Source organism: Marinobacterium nitratireducens, from assembly GCF_014645375.1.
GTDB classification, from domain to species: Bacteria; Pseudomonadota; Gammaproteobacteria; order Pseudomonadales; family Balneatricaceae; genus Marinobacterium_A; species Marinobacterium_A nitratireducens.
In genome coordinates, this window is the sequence record NZ_BMLT01000009.1 from 66,590 (window position 1) to 90,791 (window position 24,202).

The window sequence follows — 24,202 nt, forward strand, 5'->3', positions numbered from 1 at the left end:
GACGCGGCGCAACTACCAGGGACTGTGGGAATCCTGATACTGCAGGAGCAAATATCAGGGAACCCATCAATAAGTCGGCTGCATGCAGAGTACCGAGCCGACGCCCAAGATGGGTTGCACGACGCCCTGGCCGCATCAGTGACGGGTAACGCCGTACCGGGACGTCGCTCCACCCATCCTGCGATTTACGTTTTTCCCGCTAAAGCGCGATGAACCAAAAAAAAACCGGCTTCGCAGCCGGTTTTTTGTACAGGGATGTACTTATCCTGCGTGTGCATGGATGCACGAAAGCAGGGTTTGCCTGTCGCGATTCGTCAGGCGCCGCTGCGGCCCGCTGGATGGGGCTGCAGCGGCGGGCGGGTCAGGAGTGCTGTTCCTCGGCCCGCGGTTCCTTGGCCTGCTGCTGTCCGCGGCGCTTCTCGCGCGGATCGTTCGGCGCGCGACGGGAGCGCCGGCGGCCACGGGGGCGCGGCGCCTGTTCGCTGGCCTGCGCAGGCTCTGCCTCGGCTGCGTCCTTATCCGACGCATCGGCAGCAGCGCTACTTGCGGTTTCGTCCGTTACTTCAGCTTCCGCTTTGCTGGACTCAGCTTCAGTATCGGCTTGAGCCGCGCTCTCGGCGGTCTCGGCGGTCGCTTCGTCTGCTTCGCCGGCTTTGGCTTTGGTCTGGTCCTCAGCTTCAGCCTCGACCTTTTCCGCTTCGGTCTTCTGCGTGGCGTCAGCTTCGGACGCCGGCTTCGCTGCGTCTGCCTCGCTGCCAGCCTGGGCTGTCGCCTTGTCCGACTCCGACGGCTTTTCCCCGGCGCCTGCCTGAGCGGTCTTGGTGACTGCGGTCGACGGCTGCGATTCGGTCTCAGCCTCAGCGCTGGCGGCAGGCTTGGACTTGTCCTCGTCGGTCGAAACCTGTGAGGACGCGGTTACGACCGTCTCGTCGATTGTCGAAGTGTCGTTCGCAGCTTCGCTCGCAACAGGCGCGGCTTCCGGTGCGGGCTTTGGCGCCTCGGCATCGGATGCGGCCTGCTCACCGCCCAGGCGTTCACCCGATTCCGCCACAGCGGGAGTCGTCTCGGCCGAAGCGGCCCCGGCCTGCGGTGCAGCTTCGGCGGTCTCGGCTTCGGACTTCTCCCTGCGCGCTGCACGATCTTTCTTCTTCGGTTTCTCGGACTGTTCAGCCGCTTCGGCCTGGTCCTTGTCCGAAGTCTCCGTGCCGGTGGCTGCGATCGCAGTGCGCTCGGCAACACGCTCGCTACCACGGCGACGGCGTCCGCGACGGCGGGCGCGGGTATCGCTGTCGTCGCCCGCGTCGCGCGTCTGACGCTCTTCCGCCGGGCGTTCGCTTGCCTGCTCGCTGTCCTGTTCGCTGTCCTTGCGAAGCTCTTCGGTGGCGGTGTCGGTGCTGCGTGCTTCGCTGCGGTTCTCGCTACCGTCTTCACGGCGATTGCGACGGCGACGACGGGACTTTTTCGGCGCGTTCTGCTGCGACTCGTCACCCGTGGATTCCGGAGCCGTTTCGACGTTGCTCTTGGGCTCGATGGTGATGATTTCGTCAGAGTCCTGGCCGCGGCGTCGGCGATCGCTGTCGCGGCGTCGGCGTGGCGGTTTGCGCTCGCCGCCGTTGCTGCTGCTGCTGCTGCTGCTGCTGCGACGCGGTCGTTCGCTTTTGCTTTCGCTTCGGCTCTTGCGGTCTTCGCTGCCGGCAGGCTGAGCCTTGGGCGGTGCTACCGGTTCCGGCGCAGGTGCCGGTTCCGTATTGGCGAAGAGGCCCTTGATCATGCCGATCAGCCGCTCGATAAAGGATGCCGGTGCCGCCTGCGTGGTCAGCGGAGCGGGCTGGGGAGCGGCATGGGCAGGTTGAGGGGCCGGTGCAGCCGCCGCTGGGGCAGGTTCCTCTTCGGCCTGGGGCTCGGCCGCAGCCGCAGGCGCAGCCGACGGAGCCGGTGCGGCCGGTGAAATACCCTGAACCGCTGCGGATTCACGTTTCACCTGGGCGTTACTGGCGCTGGTGTACTCTTCCTGTTTCGGCGGCGGCTGCAGCGTGTAGCTGGCGTCGTTGGTGGTTGCCACGGTGTGGTCGTCGCGCAGGCGAACCACTTCGTAGTGCGGCGTTTCCATGTTCGGGTTCGGCACTATGACCACCCGCACGCGGTGACGCAACTCGATGGCGTGGACTTCGTGTCGCTTCTCGTTCAGCAGGTAGGTCGCGGCGGTTACCGGCAGAATGGCGCGAATCTGGGCCGTGCGGTCCTTGGCGGATTCCTCCTCGATCAGGCGCAGGATCGACAGCGCCAGAGACTCGGTATCGCGGATGGTGCCCTGGCCGTTACAGCGGGGGCAGACGGTGCCGCGTGATTCCGCCAGTGACGGACGCAGTCGTTGACGCGACATCTCCAGCAGACCGAAGCGGGAAATACGCCCCATCTGAACGCGGGCGCGGTCCAGTTTCAGCGCGTCGGCCAGCTTGTCCTCGACGGCGCGCTGGTTCTTGATCGGGGTCATGTCGATGAAGTCGATCACCACCAGACCGCCAATATCGCGCAGACGCAGCTGGCGGGCGATTTCTTCCGCGGCTTCCAGGTTGGTGTGAAGCGCGGTTTCCTCGATGTCGCCACCGCGGGTTGCGCGGGCCGAGTTGATGTCGATCGACACCAGCGCCTCGGTCGGGTCGATGACGATGGAGCCGCCGGACGGCAGATTGACCTCGCGCTCGAACGCGGTCTCGATCTGGGTCTCTATCTGGTAGCGGTTGAACAGCGGCGTCTGGTCCTTGTAGAGCTTGACCTTGCTCTCGTACGACGGCATCACGTGCCGTACGAACTGCTTCGCTTCCTCGTAGACGCTCTCGGAATCGATCAGCACCTCGCCGATATCATTGCGCAGGTAATCACGCACGGCGCGGATCACGACGTTGCTTTCCTGGTAGATCAGGAAGGGCGCGCTGCGCTTGCCGCTGGCCTCGGTGATGGCTTCCCACATCGTTACCAGGTAGTTCAGGTCCCACTGCAGCTCTTCGCTGCTGCGGCCAACGCCGGCGGTGCGGATGATGATGCCCATCTTGTCCGGCACTTCGACACCGGCCAGGGCTTCTTTGAGCTGGCTGCGCTCGTCACCTTCGATGCGGCGGGAAATGCCGCCTGCACGCGGGTTGTTGGGCATCAGCACCAGGTAGCGGCCGGCCAGGCTGATAAAGGTGGTGAGCGCGGCACCCTTGTTGCCGCGTTCTTCCTTCTCGACCTGAACGATAACCTCGGTGCCTTCCTTCAGCACGTCCTTGATGTTGGGACGGCCGCCTTTTTCGGGCTGCTTGTAGAAGTATTCGCGGGCGATTTCCTTCATCGGCAGGAAACCGTGGCGTTCGGCGCCGTAGTCGACGAAAGCGGCTTCGAGGCTGGGTTCTACGCGGGTGATCTTGCCCTTGTAGATATTGGCTTTTTTCTGTTCGCGGCTGGCGGATTCGATATCCAGATCATAAAGGCGCTGCCCGTCTACGAGCGCGACCCGCAACTCTTCTGGCTGAGTTGCGTTGATTAGCATTCTCTTCATTTGATTCGCATTCTGCAAAGGGAATGCGCTTCTGGCCGCTGATCGAGCAGTGGAATCTCGCGGTACGCGTGTCCGGTCTTCCGATGTCGTCGGGGGGACCGTGCAGGGTACCCGGCAGCGCTGGTGTTTGGCGCGCATGCCTGGGTGAATGCTCGTATCGTCGGTGAAGGAAACGCCAGCCAATGTTGTTCTACTTCTGTGCTTGTGGCTGCCGACTGGGGCAGGTTCTGGGCTGGTGTGCGTCTTCACCTGCAACCGGACCGTCTGGACCAGTGGCTGGAAGGTATTCCCGAAAAAACGGTTGTCAATCACGTGTGATTGCTGATTGCCGGCATCGAGGGCTCTGGCCCCGCCACATCGCCTCGACCTATCGCAAGAGGTAGCTGAACGCGATACCTGGGGAGGGTGGGGGCGGTTCGATAATTTTGATTTCGCTAGAGCCAACCGCACACGGCAGCGGTAGAATATAGCAGCTAACCATATAGGCATCAATCAGAGCTCAGTATCCTATTAATATGTCGAACAAAACTGCTGCAGCGCCGGTCGGCGTCCAGATGGTGGAAGTCACCGTCGACCAGGACGGTCAGCGCATCGATAACTTCCTCCGCACGGCCCTCAAGGGGGTTCCAAAAAGTCTGATCTATCGGGTGGTGCGAAAGGGCGAGTTGCGGGTCAACAAAAAGCGGGTGAAGCCCGATTACCGGGTACAGGCAGGGGATCAGGTGCGAATCCCCCCGATTCGCGTCGCCGCGCCGCGGGAGCAGGTACCGGTGGGGCAGGGGCTGACCGACGCGCTCGAGGCGGCGGTTCTGTACGAAGACAAGGACCTGATCATCGTCAACAAGCCCTCCGGTCTTGCGGTACACGGCGGCAGCGGCGTCAGCCTCGGTCTGATCGAGGCGCTGCGGCAGATGCGCCCGGAGCAGCGTTTCATGGAACTTGTCCATCGCCTCGACCGGGACACCTCGGGCTGCATCATGGTGGCGAAGAAGCGCTCGATGCTGCGTTATCTGCACGAGGCATTGCGCCAGAAGGGGCGCATCAGCAAAATCTACCATGCACTGGTGGTCGGGCGCTGGCCGACACGCAAACACCAGGTCGATGCGCCGCTGAGCAAGAATGAGCTCAAATCCGGCGAGCGTATCGTCAGGGTGCACCCGATGGGCAAGCCTTCCCTGACCCAGTTTCGGGTATTGCGTCGCTTCGGTTCCGTTGCGACACTCGTCGAGGCCCAGCCGATCACCGGGCGCACCCATCAGATTCGCGTGCATGCGCAATTCGCCGGACACCCGATTATCGGGGATGACAAATACGGCGTTGACGAGCAGAATCGCGAAATGAAGGCGCTTGGCTTTCGCCGCCTTTTTCTACATGCGGCGGAACTGCGCCTCACCCTGCCCAACGGCGAACGGCTGCGCGTCGAAGCGCCGCTCGAGTCGCAACTCAACGACGGGCTGGCTAAGCTGGATGCATCGGGGCAGGACAGAACGGAACTCCAGGTAGGAAGCAATGATTGATGAAGTACTGAAAGACCAGGTGTTCGCAGCGTCGGATATGCTGCTGATGAGCGGACAGTCACCCTCGGCCGCTCTGCTTGCGGCGCGACTGGAAGTTGGCGTCGACAAGGTCGAGCCCTGTCTGACGCTCTGGTGGCAGTCGCTGTCAGGAAGGATCAGTTTTGCGCCGATGAGCGAGGCGCCGCTCGAGGTGCCGATGCCGGATACGCTGACCGGTGCCTTTCAGCGCATCTGGCAGCAGGCGGTCCAGGAGGCGACCTCTGCGCTGGTGCTGGAAAAACGCCACGCCGAATACGGCGCCGAAGCCGAGCGGCGGGTCTCGGAAGATGCCCTCAAGCAATCGCACGATCATTACCTGGAGCTGGAGGCCCGCTACCGCGAGCAGGGGCTTAAGCTCGAGAAAGCCATCAACGCCACCCGTACCGCGGAGGCCGAAATCGCGCTACTGAAGAACAATCTCAGCACGGAAGCGGCCAGGTTGGCGAAGGAAGAGGCGCGGCGCTCACAGGTGGAGCAGGAGCTGGAGCAGCTGCGCAAAACCCACGAGGACACCAAACGCGGCTTCGATCAGCGGGTCAAGGAAGAGCAGCGCCAGAATCTCGAGGCGCTCAGCAAGGCCGATGCCGATGTGCGCTTTCATCGCAGCTCCCTCGAGAAACTGCGTGACGAATTCGGCAAGAAGGAGGCGATGTTGTCGCGGGATATCAGCGAACTGCATTCCCAGCTGGCCAAGCGTGACGCGCGGCTGGAATCCCAGAAGCTGCATGCCCAGGGGTTCGAGGAAGAGATCAAGCAGTTGCAGCAGGACGCGACGGCTCAGGCGCGGGAGCTTGCGAAGGTGAACGCCTCGCTGTTGTCGGAGCAGAACCGCGCCAAGCGTCTTGATGATCAGGTCAAGAAACTCGAGGGTGACCTCAAGCAGCAATCCCAGCGCCAGCTTGCCATGGCTGCCGAGGCAACGCGCCGCGAGAATGCGCTGCGGGTACAGTTGCAGGCGAAAGAAGAAGAGCTGTTGCGGGCCAATGCCAAGATCACCGGGCTCGAGAAGCGTCTGATTACGCAGGACGACGAAATCAAGAGGGTCAGCGCGCGACAGATGTAGCGCTTGGGCGCTGCCCGAATCTTATTCTATACTGTTATAAGCGCATGCTTTTTTATTGTATCGTGCGCGTTACAGCCAGGATCGGGAGCCGGAGCGGCCAATGAAACTCCAGCAATTGCGTTATATCTGTGAAGTCGCCAAGCACGACCTCAATGTATCGGCGACGGCGCAGAGTCTTTACACCTCACAGCCGGGCATCAGCAAACAGATCCGGCTGCTCGAGGATGAGCTCGGCGTCGAGGTGTTTGCCCGCAGTGGCAAGCACCTGACCCGGGTGACGACGGCGGGCGAGGCGATTCTCGATGTCGCCAACGAAATCCTGAAAAAAGTCGAGAGCATCAAGCAGGTGGCCCAGGAGTTCAGTGACGAGCGAAAGGGCAGTCTGTCGGTGGCCACCACCCATACCCAGGCGCGTTACGCGCTGCCCTGGACCATTTCCCAGTTCATCAAGAGCTATCCGGATGTCTCCCTGCACATGCATCAGGGAACGCCGATGCAAATCTCGGAAATGGCCGCGGACGGTACCGTGGACTTCGCCATCGCCACCGAGGCCATGGCCCACTTCAGCGATCTGATCATGATGCCGTGCTATCGCTGGAACCGCTCGGTGGTGGTGCCCAGGGATCATCCGCTGTGCCAGGTATCGAAGCTCAGCCTCAAGGATGTCGCCGCCTATCCGATCGTGACCTACGTATTCGGCTTTACCGGACGCTCCAAGCTCGACGACGCCTTCCGTCGCGAAGGGCTTGACCCCAAGGTGATCTTCACCGCGGTCGACTCCGACGTGATCAAGACCTACGTGCGGCTCAAGCTCGGTGTCGGCATCATCGCCACCATGGCCTACGAGCCAGACATCGACACCGACCTGGTGGCACTCGACGCCAGCCATCTGTTCGAAGCCAGTACCACCCGCATCGGCTTTCGCAAGGGCACCTTTCTGCGCGGCTACATGTACTACTTCATTCAGAAGTTCGCGCCCCATCTCACCGAAGATGTGGTGAAGCGGGTGCAGGCGTGCAGCAATCGCGCCGAGGTCGACGAAATTTTCGCCGATCAGGTGCTGCCGGTCATGTAGGGAGTCTACAGTCGGACGTTTACAGTGGACGGAAGGTCGGATCGCTCAGCCTCATCAGTTCACTGTTCACTGTTCATCATATCACTCATCACTCACCCAAGGAGTTCTCGATGGAGCTGGCCTGTCTGGACCTGGAAGGCGTTCTGATACCCGAAATCTGGATCGCGTTCGCCGAAGAAACCGGCATAGACGCGCTGAAGGCGACGACGCGCGATATTCCCGATTACGACGTGCTGATGAAACAGCGGTTGCGCATCCTCGACGAACACGGACTGACGCTGCCGCAGATTCAGGACACCATCAGCCGGCTGAGTCCGCTCGAGGGCGCCGCCGAGTTTCTCGACTGGCTGCGCGAACGTTTTCAGGTGGTGATCCTGTCCGACACCTTTTACGAATTCGCGGCGCCGCTGATGAAGCAGCTCGGGCATCCGACGCTGCTCTGCCATCGCCTCGAAAGTGACGCCAAGGGCCGGATCACCGATTACCGGTTGCGCCAGACCGATCCCAAGCGCCAGTCCGTGCGGGCCTTTCAGCTTCTCAACTACCGCGTGATTGCCGCCGGCGACTCCTACAACGACACCACCATGCTGGCGCAGGCCGAAGCGGGCATTCTGTTCCATGCGCCGCAGAACGTGATCGAGGAATTCCCGCAGTTTCCTGCGGTGCACAACTTCCATGACCTCAAACGCGCCTTCGTCGACGCCAGCGTACGGGAGTTGAGTCTCTGACTCGCGCGAATGATACAAACAAAAAATGCCCGGTTTTTACAAAGCCGGGCATTTTTTTGAAATGACTTATCGCATTTACGGGTATTGGCAGACCGGGAAGCTGGGGTCCGGATCGGTATAGATCACGATAATATTATCTCTCAGGTAGGTCGCGCAGGCCTCATGCGTGGCCTGAGAAAAAAATCTTAGCTGCGGGGTATCGAGATAGGCTTCACAGTAACCCTCGTTAATTATCTCGAGCCATTCGGTACGCAATATCCAGCCAAGGTTGTTGGCAAGGTCCTCAAAATACACGTAGGTGTAGTCAGGATCGTCGATATAGCAATTGAGCGCCACGCCCTGAAAACCATTTGGCGCAGGCGACGTTCTGAAGTTTTCCCAATCTTCATAGCAGGGGCATGGCTCGCTTGGCGGCGGAGGGGGGATCAGCGGCGAGGGTATATAAACCGAAAGAGACAGGTCACCGCTGTCGGTCGTTATTTTCAGTACATGGGAGCCGATGCCGACGTTATCCGTGACGTCGGTTCCGAAAGAAAACACCGCCGAGGCACTGCTCGGCGTTCCTTCCAGCGTCAGCCCTATGCCAGCAAGTGTGCCTGCTGACACAGAATTCAGGTTGCTTCCGCTGACCAGTATCAGGCTTTGGCTGGCATTGACGACCACCGAAAAAATCTCGGATGACGGTGCCGCCGGCGGTTTGACGGGTTTTGCGGCAAACGTCTGTGGAGCCGTTAGGATAAAGAACGTGATAATTATGTAGAGCCATTTGCCTGACATAACGTATCCCTCTTTTCTGGATTAATCTCGGAGAGATTTTCCAGCTAAGTATAGGCGCAATTATGGAAGTGCCGATTCCGGTTGGCTAAAGGCTATTGTCGCAGGATTCAATTGTCCTGGAAGCGGGGTGGGCAAACCTGTCGTGCGCCTGATTTGCCCGGCGTTTAGGAACCTGCGAATTAGTCCCATTTGGTCTCTGCGGGGCCTGACGCGTGCAGCTGCAAGCCAGAGCCTCATTGGGACTTGTTCGCAGGTTCCTTAAGGGCAGGTCGCCTCGAGCGTCTTCAGCAGATTGTTGACCTTGCTGTAGGTCTCCTCGTACTCCTGCTCGGTGACCGAGTCGGCAACGATGCCGCCGCCGGCCCAGCAGAAGATCCGATCCTGCTCGCACAGCAGGGTGCGGATGGTGATGCTGGTGTCCATGCGACCACACAGGCTGATGTAGCCGATGGAGCCGCAGTAGATGTTGCGGCGCTGGGGTTCGAGTTCGTCGATGATTTCCATGGCGCGGATTTTCGGCGCGCCGGTGATGGAGCCGCCGGGGAAACAGTGGGCCAGCAGGTCCAGCGGCTGCCGGTCGCCGGCGAGGGTTCCGGTGACGGTGGTCACCAGGTGGTGCACGTTGGCGTAGCTTTCCACCGCAAACAGTCGGGGGACCCGGACGCTGCCGAAGCTGCAGACCTTGCCGAGGTCGTTGCGCAGCAGGTCCACGATCATCAGGTTCTCCGCGCGGTCCTTGAGCGACTTCTTCAGCTCCTGTTTCAGACGTTTGTCCTGCGCGGGGTCGGCGCTGCGCGGCCGTGTGCCCTTGATCGGCTTGGTGGTGACCTGGCCGTCATTGCAGCCGAGAAACTGTTCCGGTGACAATGACAACACCGTGCCGTCATCGTTTTCCAGGTACGCCGAGTAGGGGGTCGGCGCGGCAGCGCGCAGACGGCGATAGGCCTGCCAGGGATCGCCGTCGAAGCGCGAACTGAAGCGCTGGGTGAAGTTGACCTGGTAGCAGTCGCCGGCGTGGATGTAGTCGTCGATGCGCGCCAGCGCATCATTGTACTGTTCCCGGCTCAGATCGTTGGCGAAAGGCGCCTGCAGCCTGAACGGCTGCGCCGGCTCGGGGGAGGCGGTCGTCAGGCGTTCGTCGAGCTGTGCCAGCAATTGCGCCGAGGTGCCCGGCAGTGCGACAAGCTCCGCCCGGCGCTGCTGGTGGTCGACTATGATGGCCCAGGCGTAAAAGCCCACCCGCATTTCCGGGAAGTCGATATCGTCCGCCGCCCGGGCCGGCAGCTGCTCGAGCGCGCGACCGAGATCGTAGCCGAAGTGGCCGATCAGGCCACCGCTGAAGGGGAGGTCCGGCCGGGGAGGCTGTGCAGGATACTCTGCCAGCAGCCGCTTGAGCGCATCGAACGGTGACTCTTCGAGAAGTGTTCGGCTGCCGTCGCGCTCGAGGCTGAGCGTGCCGCGATCATAGCGGACAATGAATTCGGGGGCAGCGGCGAGGATGTCGTAGCGGCCGTAGCGGCTGAGCGGCCGGCCGCTGTCGAGCCAGACGGCATTGCCCAGCGAGCGGATGCGCTCGAAGTAGTGGCTGTTGTCTTCGCGATAGTCGAGGGCTGTGCGGCTTATCAAGGGTAGGGGCCTGCCATCGTTGAAAAGGCGCAATTCTAACCGCCAGCGTTGGCTAATGCACGCAAAGAGGATCGTCCAGCCAGGTCGATAACGACAGCACCGGCAGCCGGTGGCGTTGCGGCTCCGGCCATCCTGCGGTACACCCCGGCTTGCGCTGAAAGCCAGAGACTCATTGGGATTTATTCATAGGTTCCCTAATATATTGCCTTCAATTGTCGACAGTTGTCGGATTGTCGACAATATTGATGTCTTTACCCAATTCCTGCAGGAAGGATCATGCACCACCCGTTCAAGGTCGAAACCCGCCGGCTCGATCTGCCGGATCAACACCTGGTTTATCGTCTCTATCGCAACCCCGATATTGCCGGCGGCCGCCGGCTGGTATTGCTGCACGGTGCCGGCGTCGCCGGTGTCGACACCTGGCATGCCCTGATCGCGAGTCTCGATCAGTGGAGTGAAATCCTGGTCCCGGATCAGCGCGGCATGGGCGATACCCGCTCTCCCGACGCGGCCGAGCATCCCTTCGATATCGCGGAGCTGGTCGCCGATTTCGCCGCCTTGCTGAACCATCTGGGCTGGCGGCAGTTCGACCTTGGCGGTTATTCCCTGGGCGGGCTGGTGGCGATGCGGTTCAAGGAGCAGCAGCCCGAGCGGGTCGGCAAGCAGTTCCTGCTGGAGTCGGCGGTGCTGGACCGGCCTGACTGGCTCGGCACGGTGGAGCAGCGCCAGCGCTACTCGCATGCCGCAGAGCACCTGAGGGGAGAGGATGCAGAGCGCGGAATCTACCAGTTCCTCGATGCCATATCGCCGGGGCGCAATATCAAGCCCGAATCGGAGCGGCTGATGGTCGCACGGCTGGCGCAGCGGGCGCAGGGCTTTGCCAATGCGCTGGATGCGGTTACGCGGGCGATCGACGGGCTCGATCGCGAAGCCCTGGTTGCGGCGCAGGGAGATGTCAGCAGCTTTATCGGCGGTCGCAGCGTGGAGCCGATGCATCAGTATCATCGCGCCCTGGCCGAGCGTCTGCCCAACTGGCACTACTTCCTGGTAGCGGGCACCGATCACTCGCTGCCGTTTCAAAAGCCGCGTCAGATCGGCCGGATTATGAACGCCGAGCTGCAGCGTTATCTCGACGCCGCGGGCAGCTAGCCTTTTTATACCGTTATCACAATGCCGCTGATACGGTAACCTGGAGTGCCATCCGATCTTCGACATTTGTCGAGTGTAGACACTTTTTCAACTAATCTCTGTTGACGGCCGTTTTTTGCAGAGTTAAGGTGTCGATAATTAAAGATTGTCGACAGTCTGCAATCGGCCGAGTCCAAAATGAACGATAAAACCATAGTCAGAGCTTTGCAGATGGAAACCCGAACCCTGGCGGATCGTGTGTGCGAGGAAATCGTCACCGCGATCGTGAAAGGCGAACTGCCGCCGGGGCACAAAATCAGCGAACCGGAGCTGGCGCGAACCTACGGCATCAGCCGGGGGCCTCTGCGTGAGGCGATCCGCCGTCTGGAAGCGCTGCGTCTGATCGAGCGCAAGCCCCACATCGGCGCCCGGGTGGTCAAGCTGACGGCGGCGGAGCTGGTCGAGATCTATCGCGTTCGCGAAGCGCTCGAAGGCATGGCCTGCCGGCTGGCGGCCGAGTCCATGACCGACGAGGAGATCGCTCAGCTGAGGGCTCTGCTCGACGAGCACGAGCAGAGTGTCGAGGAGCTCGAGGGACGCGCCTATTTTCAGAAGGAGGGCGATCTGGACTTTCATTTCCGGATTGTCCAGGGCAGCAAGAATGCCAAGCTGCTGGAAATTCTCGGCAGCGACCTCTATCACCTGGTACGGATGTACCGCTATCAGTTCAGCGTTTCCAGTTCGAGACCGAAGCGGGCGCTGAAGGAGCACCGCCAGATTATCGACGCCATCGATGCCCGGGATCCGGAGCTGGCGGAGATGCTTATGCGCCGGCATATCAGTGCCGCGCGTCGCAATATAGAAGGCAAACTGGAAAACCTGAACCAGACCCTGGGAGAAAAACATGGCTGAGAAACTGACCGCCGGCGGGCGTTTTCGCAAGGCGCTGGCTGAAAACAACCCGCTGCAGATCGTGGGTACCGTGAACGCCTATCACGCGATGATGGCGACCCGGGTCGGCCATCAGGCCATCTACCTGTCTGGCGGCGGTGTCGCCAACGCTTCCTACGGGCTGCCCGATCTCGGCATGACCTCGATGAACGATGTGCTCGAGGACGTGCGCCGCATTTCCAGCGCGGTCGACACGCCGTTGCTGGTCGATATCGACACCGGCTGGGGCGGCGCCTTCAATATCGCCCGCACCGTCAAGGAGATGATCAAGGGCGGCGCTGCGGCGGTGCACCTGGAGGATCAGGTTGCGCAGAAGCGCTGCGGGCACCGTCCGAACAAGGAAATCGTCTCTCTGGAAGAGATGGTCGACCGCGTCAAGGCGGCCGCGGACGCCAAGACCGATGACGACTTCTTCATCATCGCCCGCACCGATGCCTTCCAGCAGGAAGGCCTGAACGCTGCTGTCGAGCGGGCCCAGGCCTGCCTGGAGGCCGGTGCCGACGGTATCTTCGCCGAAGCGGTGCATACCCTGGATGACTACCGCGCCTTCTCCGACGGTATCGGCGGCGCCCACCTGCTCGCCAATATCACCGAGTTCGGCGCCACGCCGCTGTTCAACAGGCAGGAGCTGGCCGAGCACGGCGCCACCATGGTGCTCTACCCGCTGTCGGCGTTCCGCGCCGCCAACAAGGCCGCGCTCAACGTGTTCGAGCACATTCTGGCCGACGGCGACCAGAAGGCCGTTGTCGACAGCATGCAGACCCGGATGGAACTGTACGATTTTCTCAACTATCACGACTTCGAGCAGAAGCTCGATGCACTGTTCGCGCAGGGCAAGAATAAATAACAGCCAGTAAAAGCGTGAAGTTAACAGTGATAAGCGCAAAGCCCGACAGGGTGTTGAAAAACGTTTTTGACGCAGCATTCGCCAACGCAGATAGATTTTCAACAGCCTGCTAAGGCTGGACGCTTCCAATAAAAGAACGGCAAACGGCTGGCCGAAAGGCCGGCCCCGAATAAAAAGGAGAGACAGGATGGCTGAAGCTAAGCAACTCGGCGGCGCGGGTCTCCGCGGCCAGTCTGCCGGCGAAACCGCACTCTGCACCGTGGGCAAGTCCGGTGCCGGCCTCACCTATCGCGGCTATGACATTGCGGAACTGGCCGACAAGGCTCAGTTCGAGGAGGTCGCCTACCTGCTGCTGTACGGCAAGCTGCCCAACCGCGGCGAGCTGGATACCTACATTGCCCGCCTCAAATCCATGCGCAGCCTGCCGCAGGCGCTGAAAACCGTTCTCGAGCAGATCCCGGCCGATGCTCACCCGATGGATGTGATGCGCACCGGGTGCTCGATGCTCGGCAACCTCGAAACCGAACACGATTTTTCCGAGCAGCATGACAAGATCGACCGCATGCTGGCGGTGTTCCCGTCGATCATCTGCTACTGGTACCGCTATAGCCACGACGGCGTGCGCATCGATACCGAAGCTCAGGACGTCGATTCGATCGGCGGCCACTTCCTGGCGCTGCTGCACGGCAAGAAGCCGAGCGAGCTGCACGAGCGCGTGATGAACGTCTCGCTGATCCTCTACGCCGAGCACGAATTCAACGCCTCGACCTTTGCCGCCCGCGTCTGTGCGTCGACGCTGTCCGACATCCACTCGGCGGTCACGGGTGCCATCGGCACCCTGCGGGGCCCGTTGCACGGCGGCGCCAACGAGGCGGCGATGGAAATGATCGAGAACTGGAAGAGCGCCGACGAGGCCGAGCGGGAAATCCTCGGCATGCTCGAGCGCAAGGAAAAGATCATGGGCTTCGGGCACGCGATCTACCGCGAATCGGACCCGCGCAACGCCCTGATCAAGAAATGGTCGAAGCAGCTGGCCGAAGAGGTCGGCGACAAGGTGCTGTACCCGGTATCGGAGCGCGTCGAAGCGGTGATGTGGCGCGAGAAGAAGCTGTTCTGCAACGCCGACTTCTTCCACGCCTCGGCCTACCATTTCATGGGCATTCCGACCAAGCTGTTCACGCCGATCTTCGTCTGTTCCCGTGTCAGCGGCTGGACCGCGCATATCATGGAGCAGCGGGCCAACAACCGCATCATCCGCCCGAGCGCCGACTACACCGGTCCCGAGCATGCGCAGTGGATCCCGATCGAGCAGCGTCCGTAATGCCAGGAGCCTCCCGGGCTTAACCCGTCGTCTTGCTCTCACGACGATCGGGTAAGCCCGACAGACTCCCCACGGCGACCGCTCGAAGTCGCCGCTATTGACGCGATCACCGAAGGGGAATGCGAGTGCAAGATACCCGGCCTGCGTCCCCGTAACTGAACCCAATCGATGGATTCCGGCACTATGAATACCGAATACCGCAAATCCCTGCCGGGTACCGACCTGGATTATTTCGACACCCGCGCCGCCGTCGATGCGATCCAGCCCGGCGCGTATGACAAGCTTCCCTACACCTCCCGCGTGCTGGCCGAGAACCTGGTGCGCCGCTGCGAGCCGCAGGACCTGAGCGCTGCGCTCGGGCAGATCATCGGGCGCAAGCGCGATCTCGACTTTCCCTGGTACCCGGCGCGGGTGGTCTGTCACGATATCCTCGGCCAGACCGCGCTGGTGGATCTGGCGGGCCTGCGCGACGCCATCGCCGAGAAGGGCGGTGATCCGGCCCAGGTCAACCCGGTGGTGCCGACCCAGCTGATCGTCGACCACTCGCTGGCGGTGGAAGCGCCGGGCTTCGACCCGGATGCCTTCGAGAAGAACCGCGCCATCGAGGATCGTCGCAACGAAGACCGTTTCCACTTTATCGAGTGGACCAAGACCGCATTCAAGAACGTCGATGTGATCCCGGCCGGCAACGGCATCATGCACCAGATCAACCTGGAGAAGATGTCGCCGGTGATTCAGGCCCGCCCTGATGAGAATGGAAAGCGTATTGCCTTCCCGGATACCTGCGTCGGCACCGACTCCCACACCCCGCACGTCGATGCGCTGGGCGTGATCGCCATCGGCGTCGGCGGTCTCGAAGCCGAGACCGTGATGCTGGGACACCCGTCGATGATGCGCCTGCCGGATATCGTCGGCGTCCGGCTCACCGGCAAGCGTCAGCCGGGCATCACCGCCACCGATATCGTGCTGGCGCTGACCGAGTTTCTGCGTCAGGAGCGTGTGGTGGGCGCCTATGTCGAGTTCTTCGGCGAGGGCGCAGACAGCCTGACGATCGGCGACCGCGCCACCATCTCCAACATGTGCCCGGAGTACGGCGCCACCGCCTCGATGTTCTACATCGACGATCAGACCATCGACTACCTCAAGCTGACCGGGCGCGAGCCGGAGCAGGTCGCGCTGGTCGAGCAGTACGCCAGGGAAACCGGCCTCTGGGCCAGTGCGCTGGAAAGCGCGGAATACGAGCGTGTGCTGGAGTTCGACCTGTCGACGGTGGTACGCAACATGGCGGGTCCGTCCAACCCGCACCGTCGCCTGCCGACCTCGGCGCTGCACGAGCGTGGCATCGCCGACGAGTCCAAGCTGGCGGCCGCCCGCGCCGAGGAGTCCGAAGGTCTGCTGCCGGACGGTGCCGTGATCATCGCCGCCATCACCAGCTGCACCAACACCTCCAACCCGCGCAACGTGGTCGCGGCAGGTCTGCTGGCCAAGAAGGCCAACGAGCTGGGCCTGGTGCGCAAGCCCTGGGTCAAGAGCTCCTTCGCACCGGGTTCCAAGGTCGCCAGGCTCTATCTGGAGGAGGCCGGTCTGCTGCCGGAGCTGGAGAAGCTGGGCTTCGGTATCGTCGCCTACGCCTGCACCACCTGCAACGGCATGTCCGGGGCGCTGGATCCGAAGATCCAGCAGGAGATCATCGACCGCGACCTCTATGCCACCGCGGTGCTGTCCGGCAACCGCAACTTCGACGGCCGCATCCATCCCTACGCCAAGCAGGCGTTCCTGGCGTCGCCGCCGCTGGTCGTGGCCTACGCCATCGCCGGTACCGTGCGTTTCGACATCGAGCAGGACGTGCTGGGAACCGACAGGAACGGCAACCCGGTCACCCTGAAGGATCTGTGGCCGTCGGACGAGGAGATCGATGCCATCGTCGCGTCCTCGGTGAAGCCGGAACAGTTCAAGCAGGTCTATATCCCGATGTTCGATCTGGGCGAGGTCGAGGAGGCCGAAAGCCCGCTGTACGACTGGCGTCCGATGTCGACCTACATCCGTCGTCCGCCATACTGGGAAGGCGCGCTCGCCGGTGAGCGTACGTTGAAGGACATGCGTCCGCTGGCGGTGCTGGGTGACAACATCACCACCGACCATCTGTCGCCGTCCAATGCCATTCTGGGCAGCTCCGCGGCGGGCGAGTACCTGGCCAAGATGGGCCTGCCGGAGGAGGACTTCAACTCCTACGCGACCCACCGCGGCGACCACCTGACCGCGCAGCGTGCAACCTTCGCCAACCCCAAGCTGCTCAACGAAATGTGCCGCGACGGCAACGGCGAGGTCATTCAGGGCTCGCTGGCCCGGGTCGAGCCGGAAGGTCAGCAGATGCGCATGTGGGAAGCCATCGAAACCTACATGAATCGCAAGCAGAACCTCATTATCGTTGCCGGCGCCGATTACGGTCAGGGCTCCTCCCGTGACTGGGCGGCGAAGGGCGTGCGCCTGGCCGGTGTCGAGGTGATCGTCGCCGAAGGCTTCGAGCGTATCCACCGCACCAACCTGGTGGGCATGGGCGTGCTGCCGGTCGAGTTCAAGCCGGGTACCACCCGGCTGACGCTGGAGCTGGACGGTACCGAGACCTATACCGTCAAGGGCGATATCGCCCCGCGCTGCGACCTGACGCTGGAAATCACCCGCCGTAACGGCGAGGTGGTCGAAGTGCCGGTGACCTGCCGTCTCGACACCGCGGCCGATGTGAGCGTCTACAAGGCCGGTGGCGTGCTGCAGCGCTTTGCCAAGGACTTCCTCGAGGCGGATACCGCAGCCTGAGGTCGCGGCAGAACCATTTTTCGGCACGTTTCGTCGTTATTTGCTCCTGCAATAACGAGCTTCTCGCCATCCATGGCGGTTGCTGCGCTCAAGGTGCCCTACGGGCTTTAATACCGTGTAGGGTGCCCTGAGTGAAACGAAGCGCACCGGTGGAGTGGTGCGCTCAGCTTGCCGGCATCCGATATCATCTTGAAGCGGGCGCTCCGGCGCCCGCTTGTTTCGGGAGTTAATCAAATGTCCCAGGTACCCCAAATCAAGGTGCCCGCCACCTATATCCGTGGCGGCACCAGCAAAGGTGTGTTCTTTCGTCTGCAGGACCTGCCCGAGGCCTGCCAGGTGCCCGGCGAGGCACGTGACAGGCTGCTGATGCGGGTAATCGGAAGCCCCGATCCCTACGGTCAGCAGATCGACGGCATGGGCGGAGCAACGTCGTCCACCTCCAAGACCGTGATCCTGGCGAAAAGCGAGCAGCCGGATCATGATGTCGACTACCTGTTCGGCCAGGTCGCCATCAACAGGGCCTTCGTCGACTGGTCCGGCAACTGTGGCAACCTGACCGCCGCGGTCGGGGCTTTCGCCATCTCGTCGGGTCTGATCGATCCGCAGCAGGTACCCGAGAACGGAATCTGCACCGTGCGCATCTGGCAGAAGAACATCGGCAAGACCATCATCGCTCATGTCCCGATCAGCAACGGCGAGGTGCAGGAAACCGGCGACTTCGAACTGGACGGCGTGACCTTTCCGGCGGCCGAAGTGGTGATCGAGTTCATGGATCCGGCCGACGGCGAAGGCTCCATGTTCCCCACCGGCAATCTGGTGGACGATCTCGAAGTGCCGGGCATCGGCACCTTCAAGGCCACCATGATCAACGCCGGCATCCCGACCATCTTCGTCAACGCGGCCGATATCGGTTACAGCGGCACCGAGCTGCAGAAGGACATCAACTCCGATGCCGACGCCCTGGCGCGCTTCGAGACCATGCGCGCCTATGGTGCCGTCAAGATGGGCCTGATCGCCGATATCGCCGAAGCCGCCGCCCGTCAGCACACGCCGAAGATCGCCTTCGTTGCGCCGGCGACCGCCTATACCGCATCGAGCGGCAAGGAGGTCGCTGCCGGCGATATCGATGTCTGCGTGCGGGCGCTGTCCATGGGCAAGCTGCACCACGCCATGATGGGTACCGCCTCGGTGGCCATCGCCACCGCGGCCGCCGTGCCGGGCACCCTGGTCAACCTGGCGGCCGGCGGCGGTCAGCGCGATGCCGTGACCTTTGGCCACCCGTCCGGCACGTTGCGCGTCGGCGCCGCCGCCGAAGTCGTCGATGGCCGGTGGACCGCGACCAAGGCGGTGATGAGCCGCAGCGCCCGCGTGCTGATGGAAGGCTGGGTGCGCGTACCCGGGGACGCTTTTTAACGGCTATCCTGCAGTGGCACTTTGTTGAATCCCACGTGATCGGTGCGGTGCGCTCCGCTTACCGGCACCCTACGGGACGATCGGCCGCCTAGGGTGCCGGTGACCTTGCGAACCGCACCTCTCCTGCAGGGAGGTGCCGCTATGGCTTCGACCGCCGATTCCAATATCCGCCCGGACTACGACCAGGTGATCCAGGATATCGCCGACTATGTGCTGGATTACCGTATCGAGAGCGAGGAGGCATTTCGTACCGCGCGTCACTGTCTGATGGACAGTCTGGGCTGCGCGCTGCTGGCGCTGCGCTTTCCCGAGTGCTGCAAACATCTGGGGCCACTGGTCGAAGGCACGGTGGTGCCGCACGGCGCCCGGGTCCCGGGGACCCGCTTCTGCCTTGATCCGGTCAAGGCCGCCTGGGATATCGGCTGCCTGATTCGCTGGCTCGACTACAACGATACCTGGCTCGCCGCCGAGTGGGGCCATCCCTCCGACAATCTAGGCGCTATCCTCGCCGTCGCCGACCATCTGTCCCGGCGTAACCTCGCCCTGGGCAAACCCGCCCTCTGCATGCGCGTTGTGCTCGACGCCATGATCCGGGCGCACGAAATTCAGGGCGTGCTGGCGTTGGAGAACTCGTTCAACCGTGTCGGTCTCGACCATGTGCTGCTGGTACGCGTCGCTTCCACCGCCGCAGTCACACGGCTGATGGGGGGCAATCGCGAGACCCTGATGGCGGCCTTGTCCCATGCCTGGGTCGACGGCTCGGCGCTTAGAACCTACCGCCAGGCGCCGAATACCGGGTCGCGCAAGTCCTGGGCGGCGGGAGACGCCACGTCCCGCGCGGTGCGACTGGCCGATATTGCGATGCGTGGCGAAATGGGGATCCCGGGCGCCCTCACCGCGAAGCAATGGGGTTTCTACGAGGTGGCCTTCAGCAAGACCAACGGGGATCAGCAGGTCAAGCCGCAGGCCGAGCGCCATTTCCGTCTGTTGCAGCCTTTCGGCAGCTATGTGATGGAAAACGTGCTGTTCAAGATCGCCTTTCCCGCTGAATTCCATGCCCAGACCGCGGCGGAAGCGGCATTGCAGCTGCACCCCGAGGTGAAGAACCGCCTCGACGCGATCGACAGGATTCGTATCCGCACCCAGGAGTCCGCGATCCGTATCATTTCCAAAACCGGACCGCTGGCCAATCCCGCCGATCGTGACCACTGCCTGCAGTACATGACCGCGGTACCGCTGGCATTCGGCGCTCTGGATGCCGAACACTATGAGGATGGGTTCCATGCCGACCATCCGGTCATCGACCTGCTGCGCGACAAGATGGACGTCGTCGAAGAGCCAGGCTTCAGCAGTGACTACCTGGATCCGGGGAAACGCTCGATTGCCAATGCCATCCAGGTGTTTTTCAACGACGGCAGCTGTACCAGGGAAGTCAGGGTCGAGTATCCGCTCGGGCACCGCCGTCGTCGCAACGAGGGGATCCCGCTACTGGAGCAGAAGTTCCGGCGCAATCTTGCGACCCGTTTTCCGGCCGCGCGCGTCGCGGCGATCTTCGAGCTGTGCAGTGACCAGGCCCGTCTCGAGCGGACACCGGTGCAGGCGTTTATGGATCTGTGGGTGATTTGAAGGCGACGAGTGGCGAGTGACGAGTGGTGAGTGACGAGTGACGAGTGACGAGTGACGAGTGACGAGTGACAAGTGACAAGTGACGGGAGGCAAGTGACAATGAACCCCGTAACCCGTAACCCGTAACCCGTAACCCGTAACCCGTAACCCGTAACCCGTAACCCGTAACCCGTAAGTTTATGTAAGTAAACTACAAAACAGGCGCCGGGATCGGTGCCTCACGCCTCACGCCTCACGCTAAACGCATACCCCATCACTGGCGCCGGTTGAGCTTGCGCTCGGATATGATGCGCGTGGCGATCTCTTCCACCGAGAAGGTGGTGGTATTGATGAACGGCAGACTCTCGTCGCGGAACAGCCGTTCGATGGTGCGCACTTCGAAGCTGCACTGATCCAGCGACGCGTAGCGGCTGTTGGGCCGGCGTTCGTGACGGATGGCGGCGAGCTGGAAGGGATCGATCGTCAGCCCGTACAGCTTGCTGCGGTGCGCGAGCAGGCACTCCGGCAGCCCGGGGTTGGCCATGTCTTCCTCGGTCAGCGGGTAGTTGGCGGCGCGGATTCCGTACTGCAGCGCCATGTAGAGGCAGCTTGGCGTCTTGCCGGAGCGCGATACCCCCACCAGAATGATCTCGGCCTTGTCGTACTGCTGGATACGGGCGCCGTCGTCGTTGTCCAGTGCGAAGTTGACCGCGTCGATCCGGCTCTTGTAGCGGTTCATCTCGACGATGGCGTGGGACTTGCCGACCGAGTAGGACGAGCGCACCCCCAGCTCTTTCTCCAGCGGATTGAGAAAGGTGGAGAAGACGTCGATCATCATGCCCTTGCACTTGGCGATGTACTCGCGAATTTCGAGATTGACGATGGTGTCGAGAATGATGGGCCGCTCCTGATCCTTCTCGATCGCGTCATTGATTTGCTCGACGACGGCATGGGCCTTTTCCAGCGAGTCGATATAGGGCAGCGTGATCCTCTCGAACTGAATCCCGTCGAACTGTGCCAGCAGGCTGTTGCCCAGGGTCTCGGCGGTGATGCCGGTTCCGTCGGATATAAAGAATGCTGTTCGCTTCATGCCGCAAAGGGCTCCTGGCAGGGGAACGGAAGGGCGCTGGAGGCCCCGTGTTGCGGGCATCATAGCAGAATTTCTTGTAGTGAAATTACATGCCGGCGGCAGGCGATTTTATGGTACAACTTCAGTATTATCGGCGCTGAACTTCGGCGGGGGCTCTCCCTGAGGCTGACGGACAGCCGGATTTTCAGCGAAAGGCATATCAAGGAGTACGGGTTTTGCAGCACTACGTTTTACGCCTCGATCAGGTGGGCATGGGCGATGTCGACAAGGTGGGCGGCAAGAATGCTTCGCTGGGTGAAATGATCAGCCAGCTCAGCGATGCCGGCGTGCAGGTTCCGACCGGGTTCGCGACCACGGCCGAGGCCTACCGGGATTTCCTCGCCCACGAGGGGCTTGCCGGCCGTATCCAGGCCGAGCTCGAAGCGCTGGATCCGGAGGATGTCATCGCGCTCGCCGAAAGCGGCCGCAAGATTCGCCAGTGGATCATGGAAGCCCCGCTGCAGCCGGAACTGGAAGCGGCCATTGACGCGTCCTTTGCCGAAATGGCCGAGGGCAATGATCTGCTGCCGGTGGCGGTGCGTTCGTCCGCCACTGCGGAGGATCTTCCGGACGCTTCCTTCGCCGGTCAGCAGGAAACATTCCTGAACATCCGCGGCCTCGACAATATCAAGCACGCGATTCGCGAAGTCTTCGCCTCGCTGTACAACGATCGCGCCATCTCCTACCGCGTGCATCAGGGCTTCGAGCATCACGAGGTGGCACTGTCCGCCGGCATCCAGCGCATGGTGCGCAGCGAAACCGGCGCTGCAGGCGTCATGTTTTCCCTCGATACCGAATCCGGCTTCCAGCACGCGGTGTTCATCACCTCGGCCTACGGTCTTGGCGAAACTGTGGTGCAGGGCGCCGTGAACCCGGACGAGTTCTACGTCTTCAAGCCGACCCTGAATCAGGGCGTGCCGGCGATCCTGCGCCGCACCCTGGGCTCCAAGGCGATCAAGATGGTCTATACCGAGCACGGCGAAGCCGGTCGCGCGGTGGAAACGGTCAACGTCCCGGCCGAGGACCGTGCCCGTTTCTCCATCAACGATGCCGAGGTCGAGGAACTGGCCCGTCTGGCGGTGATCATCGAGAACCACTACGGCCGTCCGATGGATGTGGAATGGGCGAAGGACGGTGACGACGGCAAGCTGTACGTCGTGCAGGCACGTCCGGAAACGGTCAAGAGCCGCGACGAGGCCAACGTGGTCGAACGTTACCTGCTCAAGGAAAAAGGCACGGTGCTGGTGGAAGGCCGCTCGATCGGCCACCGTATCGGCGCAGGTCCCGTGCGCCTGGTCAGTGGCATCGACGCCATGCACGAGGTGAAGCAGGGCGACGTCCTGGTCACCGACATGACCGACCCGGACTGGGAGCCGGTCATGAAGCGGGCTTCGGCGATTATCACCAACCGCGGCGGCCGCACCTGTCACGCGGCGATTATCGCCCGTGAGTTGGGTATTCCGGCGATCGTCGGTTGCGGCGACGCCACCGAGCGGCTGGAGGCCGGCCAGCAGGTCACCGTATCCTGCGCCGAAGGCGATACCGGCCGCGTCTACGAAGGCGCTCTGGCGTTCGAGCACCAGACCAACCGTATCGAGTCCATGCCGCCGCTGCCGTTCGACATCATGATGAACGTCGGCAACCCGGATCGCGCCTTCGGCTTCCAGTCGCTGCCGAACGCCGGTGTCGGCCTGGCTCGCCTGGAATTCATCATCAACCGCATGATCGGCGTGCACCCCAAGGCGCTGCTGAACCTGGACGAGCAGTCGGCCGACCTGCAGCAGACCATCCGCCGTCGCATCGCCGGTTACGCGGGCCCGGTCGAGTTCTATGTCGACAAGCTGGTGGAGGGCATTTCGACGCTGGCCGCGGCGTTCTATCCGAAAAAGGTCATCGTGCGCATGTCGGACTTCAAGTCCAACGAGTACGGTCACCTGATCGGCGGCAGCGAGTTCGAGCCGAGCGAGGAAAACCCGATGCTGGGCTTCCGCGGCGCCGCGCGTTACATTTCCGAGGATTTTCGCGACTGCTTCGAACTCGAGTGCCGGGCGCTCAAGTACGTACGCGACAAGATGCGCCTGACCAACGTCGAGATCATGGTGCCCTTCGTGCGTACCGTCGGCGAAGCGCGCCAGGTGTCCGAACTGCTGGCCGAGAACGGTCTGCGTCGTGGCGAGAACGGTCTGCGACTGATCATGATGTGCGAGATCCCGTCCAACGCACTGCTGGCCGACGAGTTCCTCGAATACTTCGACGGTTTCTCGATCGGTTCCAACGACCTGACCCAGCTGACCCTGGGCCTGGACCGCGACTCCGGCATCATCGCGCACCTGTTCGACGAGCGAAACGAGGCGGTCAAGAAGCTGCTGTCGATGGCCATCGAGGCCTGCCGCGCCAAGGGCAAGTACGTTGGTATCTGCGGCCAGGGCCCGTCCGACCACCCGGAGCTGGCGCGCTGGCTGATGGAGCAGGGCATCAACAGCGTCTCGCTGAACCCCGACTCGGTGCTCGATACCTGGTTCTTCCTTGCCAACGACCGCAAGGACAGCTGATTCCCCCCCTGTTGAAATGATTCAGCAAATTATCGGCGGCTCCAGGGCCGCCTTTTTTTGGCTTTATCGCGCAGTGTCG

Annotated in this window: 16 protein-coding genes; 12 read left to right on the forward strand and 4 right to left on the reverse strand. The window is 62.2% G+C overall.

Features of this window, described 5'->3' with window-relative positions:
* Positions 1 to 361: 361 nt before the first annotated feature.
* Positions 362 to 3,538, reverse strand: coding sequence for a ribonuclease E (rne, locus tag IEX85_RS16945; RefSeq protein ID WP_188861806.1), 3,177 nt, complete (start codon positions 3,536 to 3,538; stop codon positions 362 to 364).
* A gap of 515 nt (positions 3,539 to 4,053) precedes the next feature.
* Here rne and rluC point away from each other — a divergent pair.
* From rluC to thrH, 4 genes are all read left to right on the forward strand, one after another.
* A complete protein-coding gene (rluC, locus tag IEX85_RS16950; RefSeq protein WP_188861807.1) occupies positions 4,054 to 5,055 on the forward strand; it encodes a 23S rRNA pseudouridine(955/2504/2580) synthase RluC in 1,002 nt (333 codons plus the stop codon).
* Positions 5,048 to 6,157 carry a DNA-binding protein gene (locus tag IEX85_RS16955; RefSeq protein WP_188861808.1) on the forward strand — a complete coding sequence of 370 codons (1,110 nt, stop codon included), beginning with the start codon at positions 5,048 to 5,050 and terminating at the stop codon, positions 6,155 to 6,157. The genes rluC and IEX85_RS16955 overlap by 8 nt, the downstream gene beginning before the upstream one ends.
* Before the next feature lie 100 nt (positions 6,158 to 6,257).
* Complete coding sequence (cysB, locus tag IEX85_RS16960) at positions 6,258 to 7,232, forward strand: HTH-type transcriptional regulator CysB (RefSeq protein ID WP_188861809.1); 975 nt, start codon at positions 6,258 to 6,260, stop codon at positions 7,230 to 7,232.
* 110 nt (positions 7,233 to 7,342) lie between these two features.
* Positions 7,343 to 7,960, forward strand: a complete 618-nt coding sequence (gene thrH, locus IEX85_RS16965; RefSeq protein WP_188861810.1) for a bifunctional phosphoserine phosphatase/homoserine phosphotransferase ThrH — start codon at positions 7,343 to 7,345, stop codon at positions 7,958 to 7,960.
* Between the two features lie 75 nt (positions 7,961 to 8,035).
* On the opposite strand, the gene IEX85_RS16970 is transcribed toward thrH, so the two are convergent.
* Positions 8,036 to 8,737: a hypothetical protein gene (locus IEX85_RS16970; RefSeq protein ID WP_188861811.1), complete on the reverse strand. Its 702-nt coding sequence runs from the start codon at positions 8,735 to 8,737 to the stop codon at positions 8,036 to 8,038.
* 258 nt (positions 8,738 to 8,995) lie between these two features.
* The gene (gene pabB / locus IEX85_RS16975) at positions 8,996 to 10,363 is read right to left on the reverse strand and encodes an aminodeoxychorismate synthase component I (protein WP_188861812.1); all 1,368 of its coding nucleotides are present in this window, start codon (positions 10,361 to 10,363) and stop codon (positions 8,996 to 8,998) included.
* A 276-nt stretch (positions 10,364 to 10,639) separates the two neighbouring features.
* Here pabB and IEX85_RS16980 point away from each other — a divergent pair, with 276 nt between their 5' ends.
* The 7 genes from IEX85_RS16980 (at position 10,640) to IEX85_RS17010 (ending at position 20,463) form a co-directional block, all read left to right on the forward strand.
* The gene (locus tag IEX85_RS16980) at positions 10,640 to 11,512 is read left to right on the forward strand and encodes an alpha/beta fold hydrolase (protein ID WP_188861813.1); all 873 of its coding nucleotides are present in this window, start codon (positions 10,640 to 10,642) and stop codon (positions 11,510 to 11,512) included.
* Positions 11,513 to 11,722: 210 nt separating this feature from the next.
* Positions 11,723 to 12,403: a GntR family transcriptional regulator gene (locus tag IEX85_RS16985; protein WP_188861814.1), complete on the forward strand. Its 681-nt coding sequence runs from the start codon at positions 11,723 to 11,725 to the stop codon at positions 12,401 to 12,403.
* Positions 12,396 to 13,289, forward strand: coding sequence for a methylisocitrate lyase (gene prpB / locus IEX85_RS16990; RefSeq protein ID WP_188861815.1), 894 nt, complete (start codon positions 12,396 to 12,398; stop codon positions 13,287 to 13,289). Before IEX85_RS16985 ends, prpB begins: the two co-directional genes overlap by 8 nt.
* Positions 13,290 to 13,476: 187 nt before the next feature.
* Positions 13,477 to 14,610, forward strand: coding sequence for a bifunctional 2-methylcitrate synthase/citrate synthase (gene prpC / locus IEX85_RS16995; RefSeq protein WP_188861816.1), 1,134 nt, complete (start codon positions 13,477 to 13,479; stop codon positions 14,608 to 14,610).
* Positions 14,611 to 14,793: 183 nt separating this feature from the next.
* A complete protein-coding gene (gene acnD, locus IEX85_RS17000) occupies positions 14,794 to 17,424 on the forward strand; it encodes a Fe/S-dependent 2-methylisocitrate dehydratase AcnD (RefSeq protein ID WP_188861817.1) in 2,631 nt (876 codons plus the stop codon).
* Between the two features lie 234 nt (positions 17,425 to 17,658).
* A complete protein-coding gene (prpF, locus tag IEX85_RS17005) occupies positions 17,659 to 18,837 on the forward strand; it encodes a 2-methylaconitate cis-trans isomerase PrpF (protein ID WP_188861818.1) in 1,179 nt (392 codons plus the stop codon).
* Positions 18,838 to 18,978: 141 nt separating this feature from the next.
* Entirely contained in the window at positions 18,979 to 20,463 is a 1,485-nt protein-coding gene (locus IEX85_RS17010; protein ID WP_188861819.1) for a bifunctional 2-methylcitrate dehydratase/aconitate hydratase, read from the forward strand.
* A 253-nt stretch (positions 20,464 to 20,716) separates the two neighbouring features.
* Here the strand turns inward: IEX85_RS17010 and ppsR are convergent, their stop codons facing one another.
* Positions 20,717 to 21,532: a posphoenolpyruvate synthetase regulatory kinase/phosphorylase PpsR gene (gene ppsR, locus IEX85_RS17015; RefSeq protein WP_188861820.1), complete on the reverse strand. Its 816-nt coding sequence runs from the start codon at positions 21,530 to 21,532 to the stop codon at positions 20,717 to 20,719.
* Between the two features lie 215 nt (positions 21,533 to 21,747).
* On the opposite strand from ppsR, the gene ppsA reads away from it, so the two are divergent.
* A complete protein-coding gene (ppsA, locus tag IEX85_RS17020; RefSeq protein WP_188861821.1) occupies positions 21,748 to 24,123 on the forward strand; it encodes a phosphoenolpyruvate synthase in 2,376 nt (791 codons plus the stop codon).
* The last annotated feature ends 79 nt before the right edge of the window (positions 24,124 to 24,202 follow it).

Bases quoted from the DNA above. Each gene is read 5' to 3' on its own strand.
- rne (WP_188861806.1), bottom strand. From the start codon at position 3,538: ATGAAGAGAATGCTAATCAACGCAACTCAGCCAGAAGAGTTGCGGGTC.
- rluC (WP_188861807.1), top strand. From the start codon at position 4,054: ATGTCGAACAAAACTGCTGCAGCGCCGGTCGGCGTCCAGATGGTGGAA.
- IEX85_RS16955 (WP_188861808.1), top strand. From the start codon at position 5,048: ATGATTGATGAAGTACTGAAAGACCAGGTGTTCGCAGCGTCGGATATG.
- cysB (WP_188861809.1), top strand. From the start codon at position 6,258: ATGAAACTCCAGCAATTGCGTTATATCTGTGAAGTCGCCAAGCACGAC.
- thrH (WP_188861810.1), top strand. From the start codon at position 7,343: ATGGAGCTGGCCTGTCTGGACCTGGAAGGCGTTCTGATACCCGAAATC.
- IEX85_RS16970 (WP_188861811.1), bottom strand. From the start codon at position 8,737: ATGTCAGGCAAATGGCTCTACATAATTATCACGTTCTTTATCCTAACG.
- IEX85_RS16980 (WP_188861813.1), top strand. From the start codon at position 10,640: ATGCACCACCCGTTCAAGGTCGAAACCCGCCGGCTCGATCTGCCGGAT.
- IEX85_RS16985 (WP_188861814.1), top strand. From the start codon at position 11,723: ATGGAAACCCGAACCCTGGCGGATCGTGTGTGCGAGGAAATCGTCACC.
- prpB (WP_188861815.1), top strand. From the start codon at position 12,396: ATGGCTGAGAAACTGACCGCCGGCGGGCGTTTTCGCAAGGCGCTGGCT.
- prpC (WP_188861816.1), top strand. From the start codon at position 13,477: ATGGCTGAAGCTAAGCAACTCGGCGGCGCGGGTCTCCGCGGCCAGTCT.
- acnD (WP_188861817.1), top strand. From the start codon at position 14,794: ATGAATACCGAATACCGCAAATCCCTGCCGGGTACCGACCTGGATTAT.
- prpF (WP_188861818.1), top strand. From the start codon at position 17,659: ATGTCCCAGGTACCCCAAATCAAGGTGCCCGCCACCTATATCCGTGGC.
- IEX85_RS17010 (WP_188861819.1), top strand. From the start codon at position 18,979: ATGGCTTCGACCGCCGATTCCAATATCCGCCCGGACTACGACCAGGTG.
- ppsR (WP_188861820.1), bottom strand. From the start codon at position 21,532: ATGAAGCGAACAGCATTCTTTATATCCGACGGAACCGGCATCACCGCC.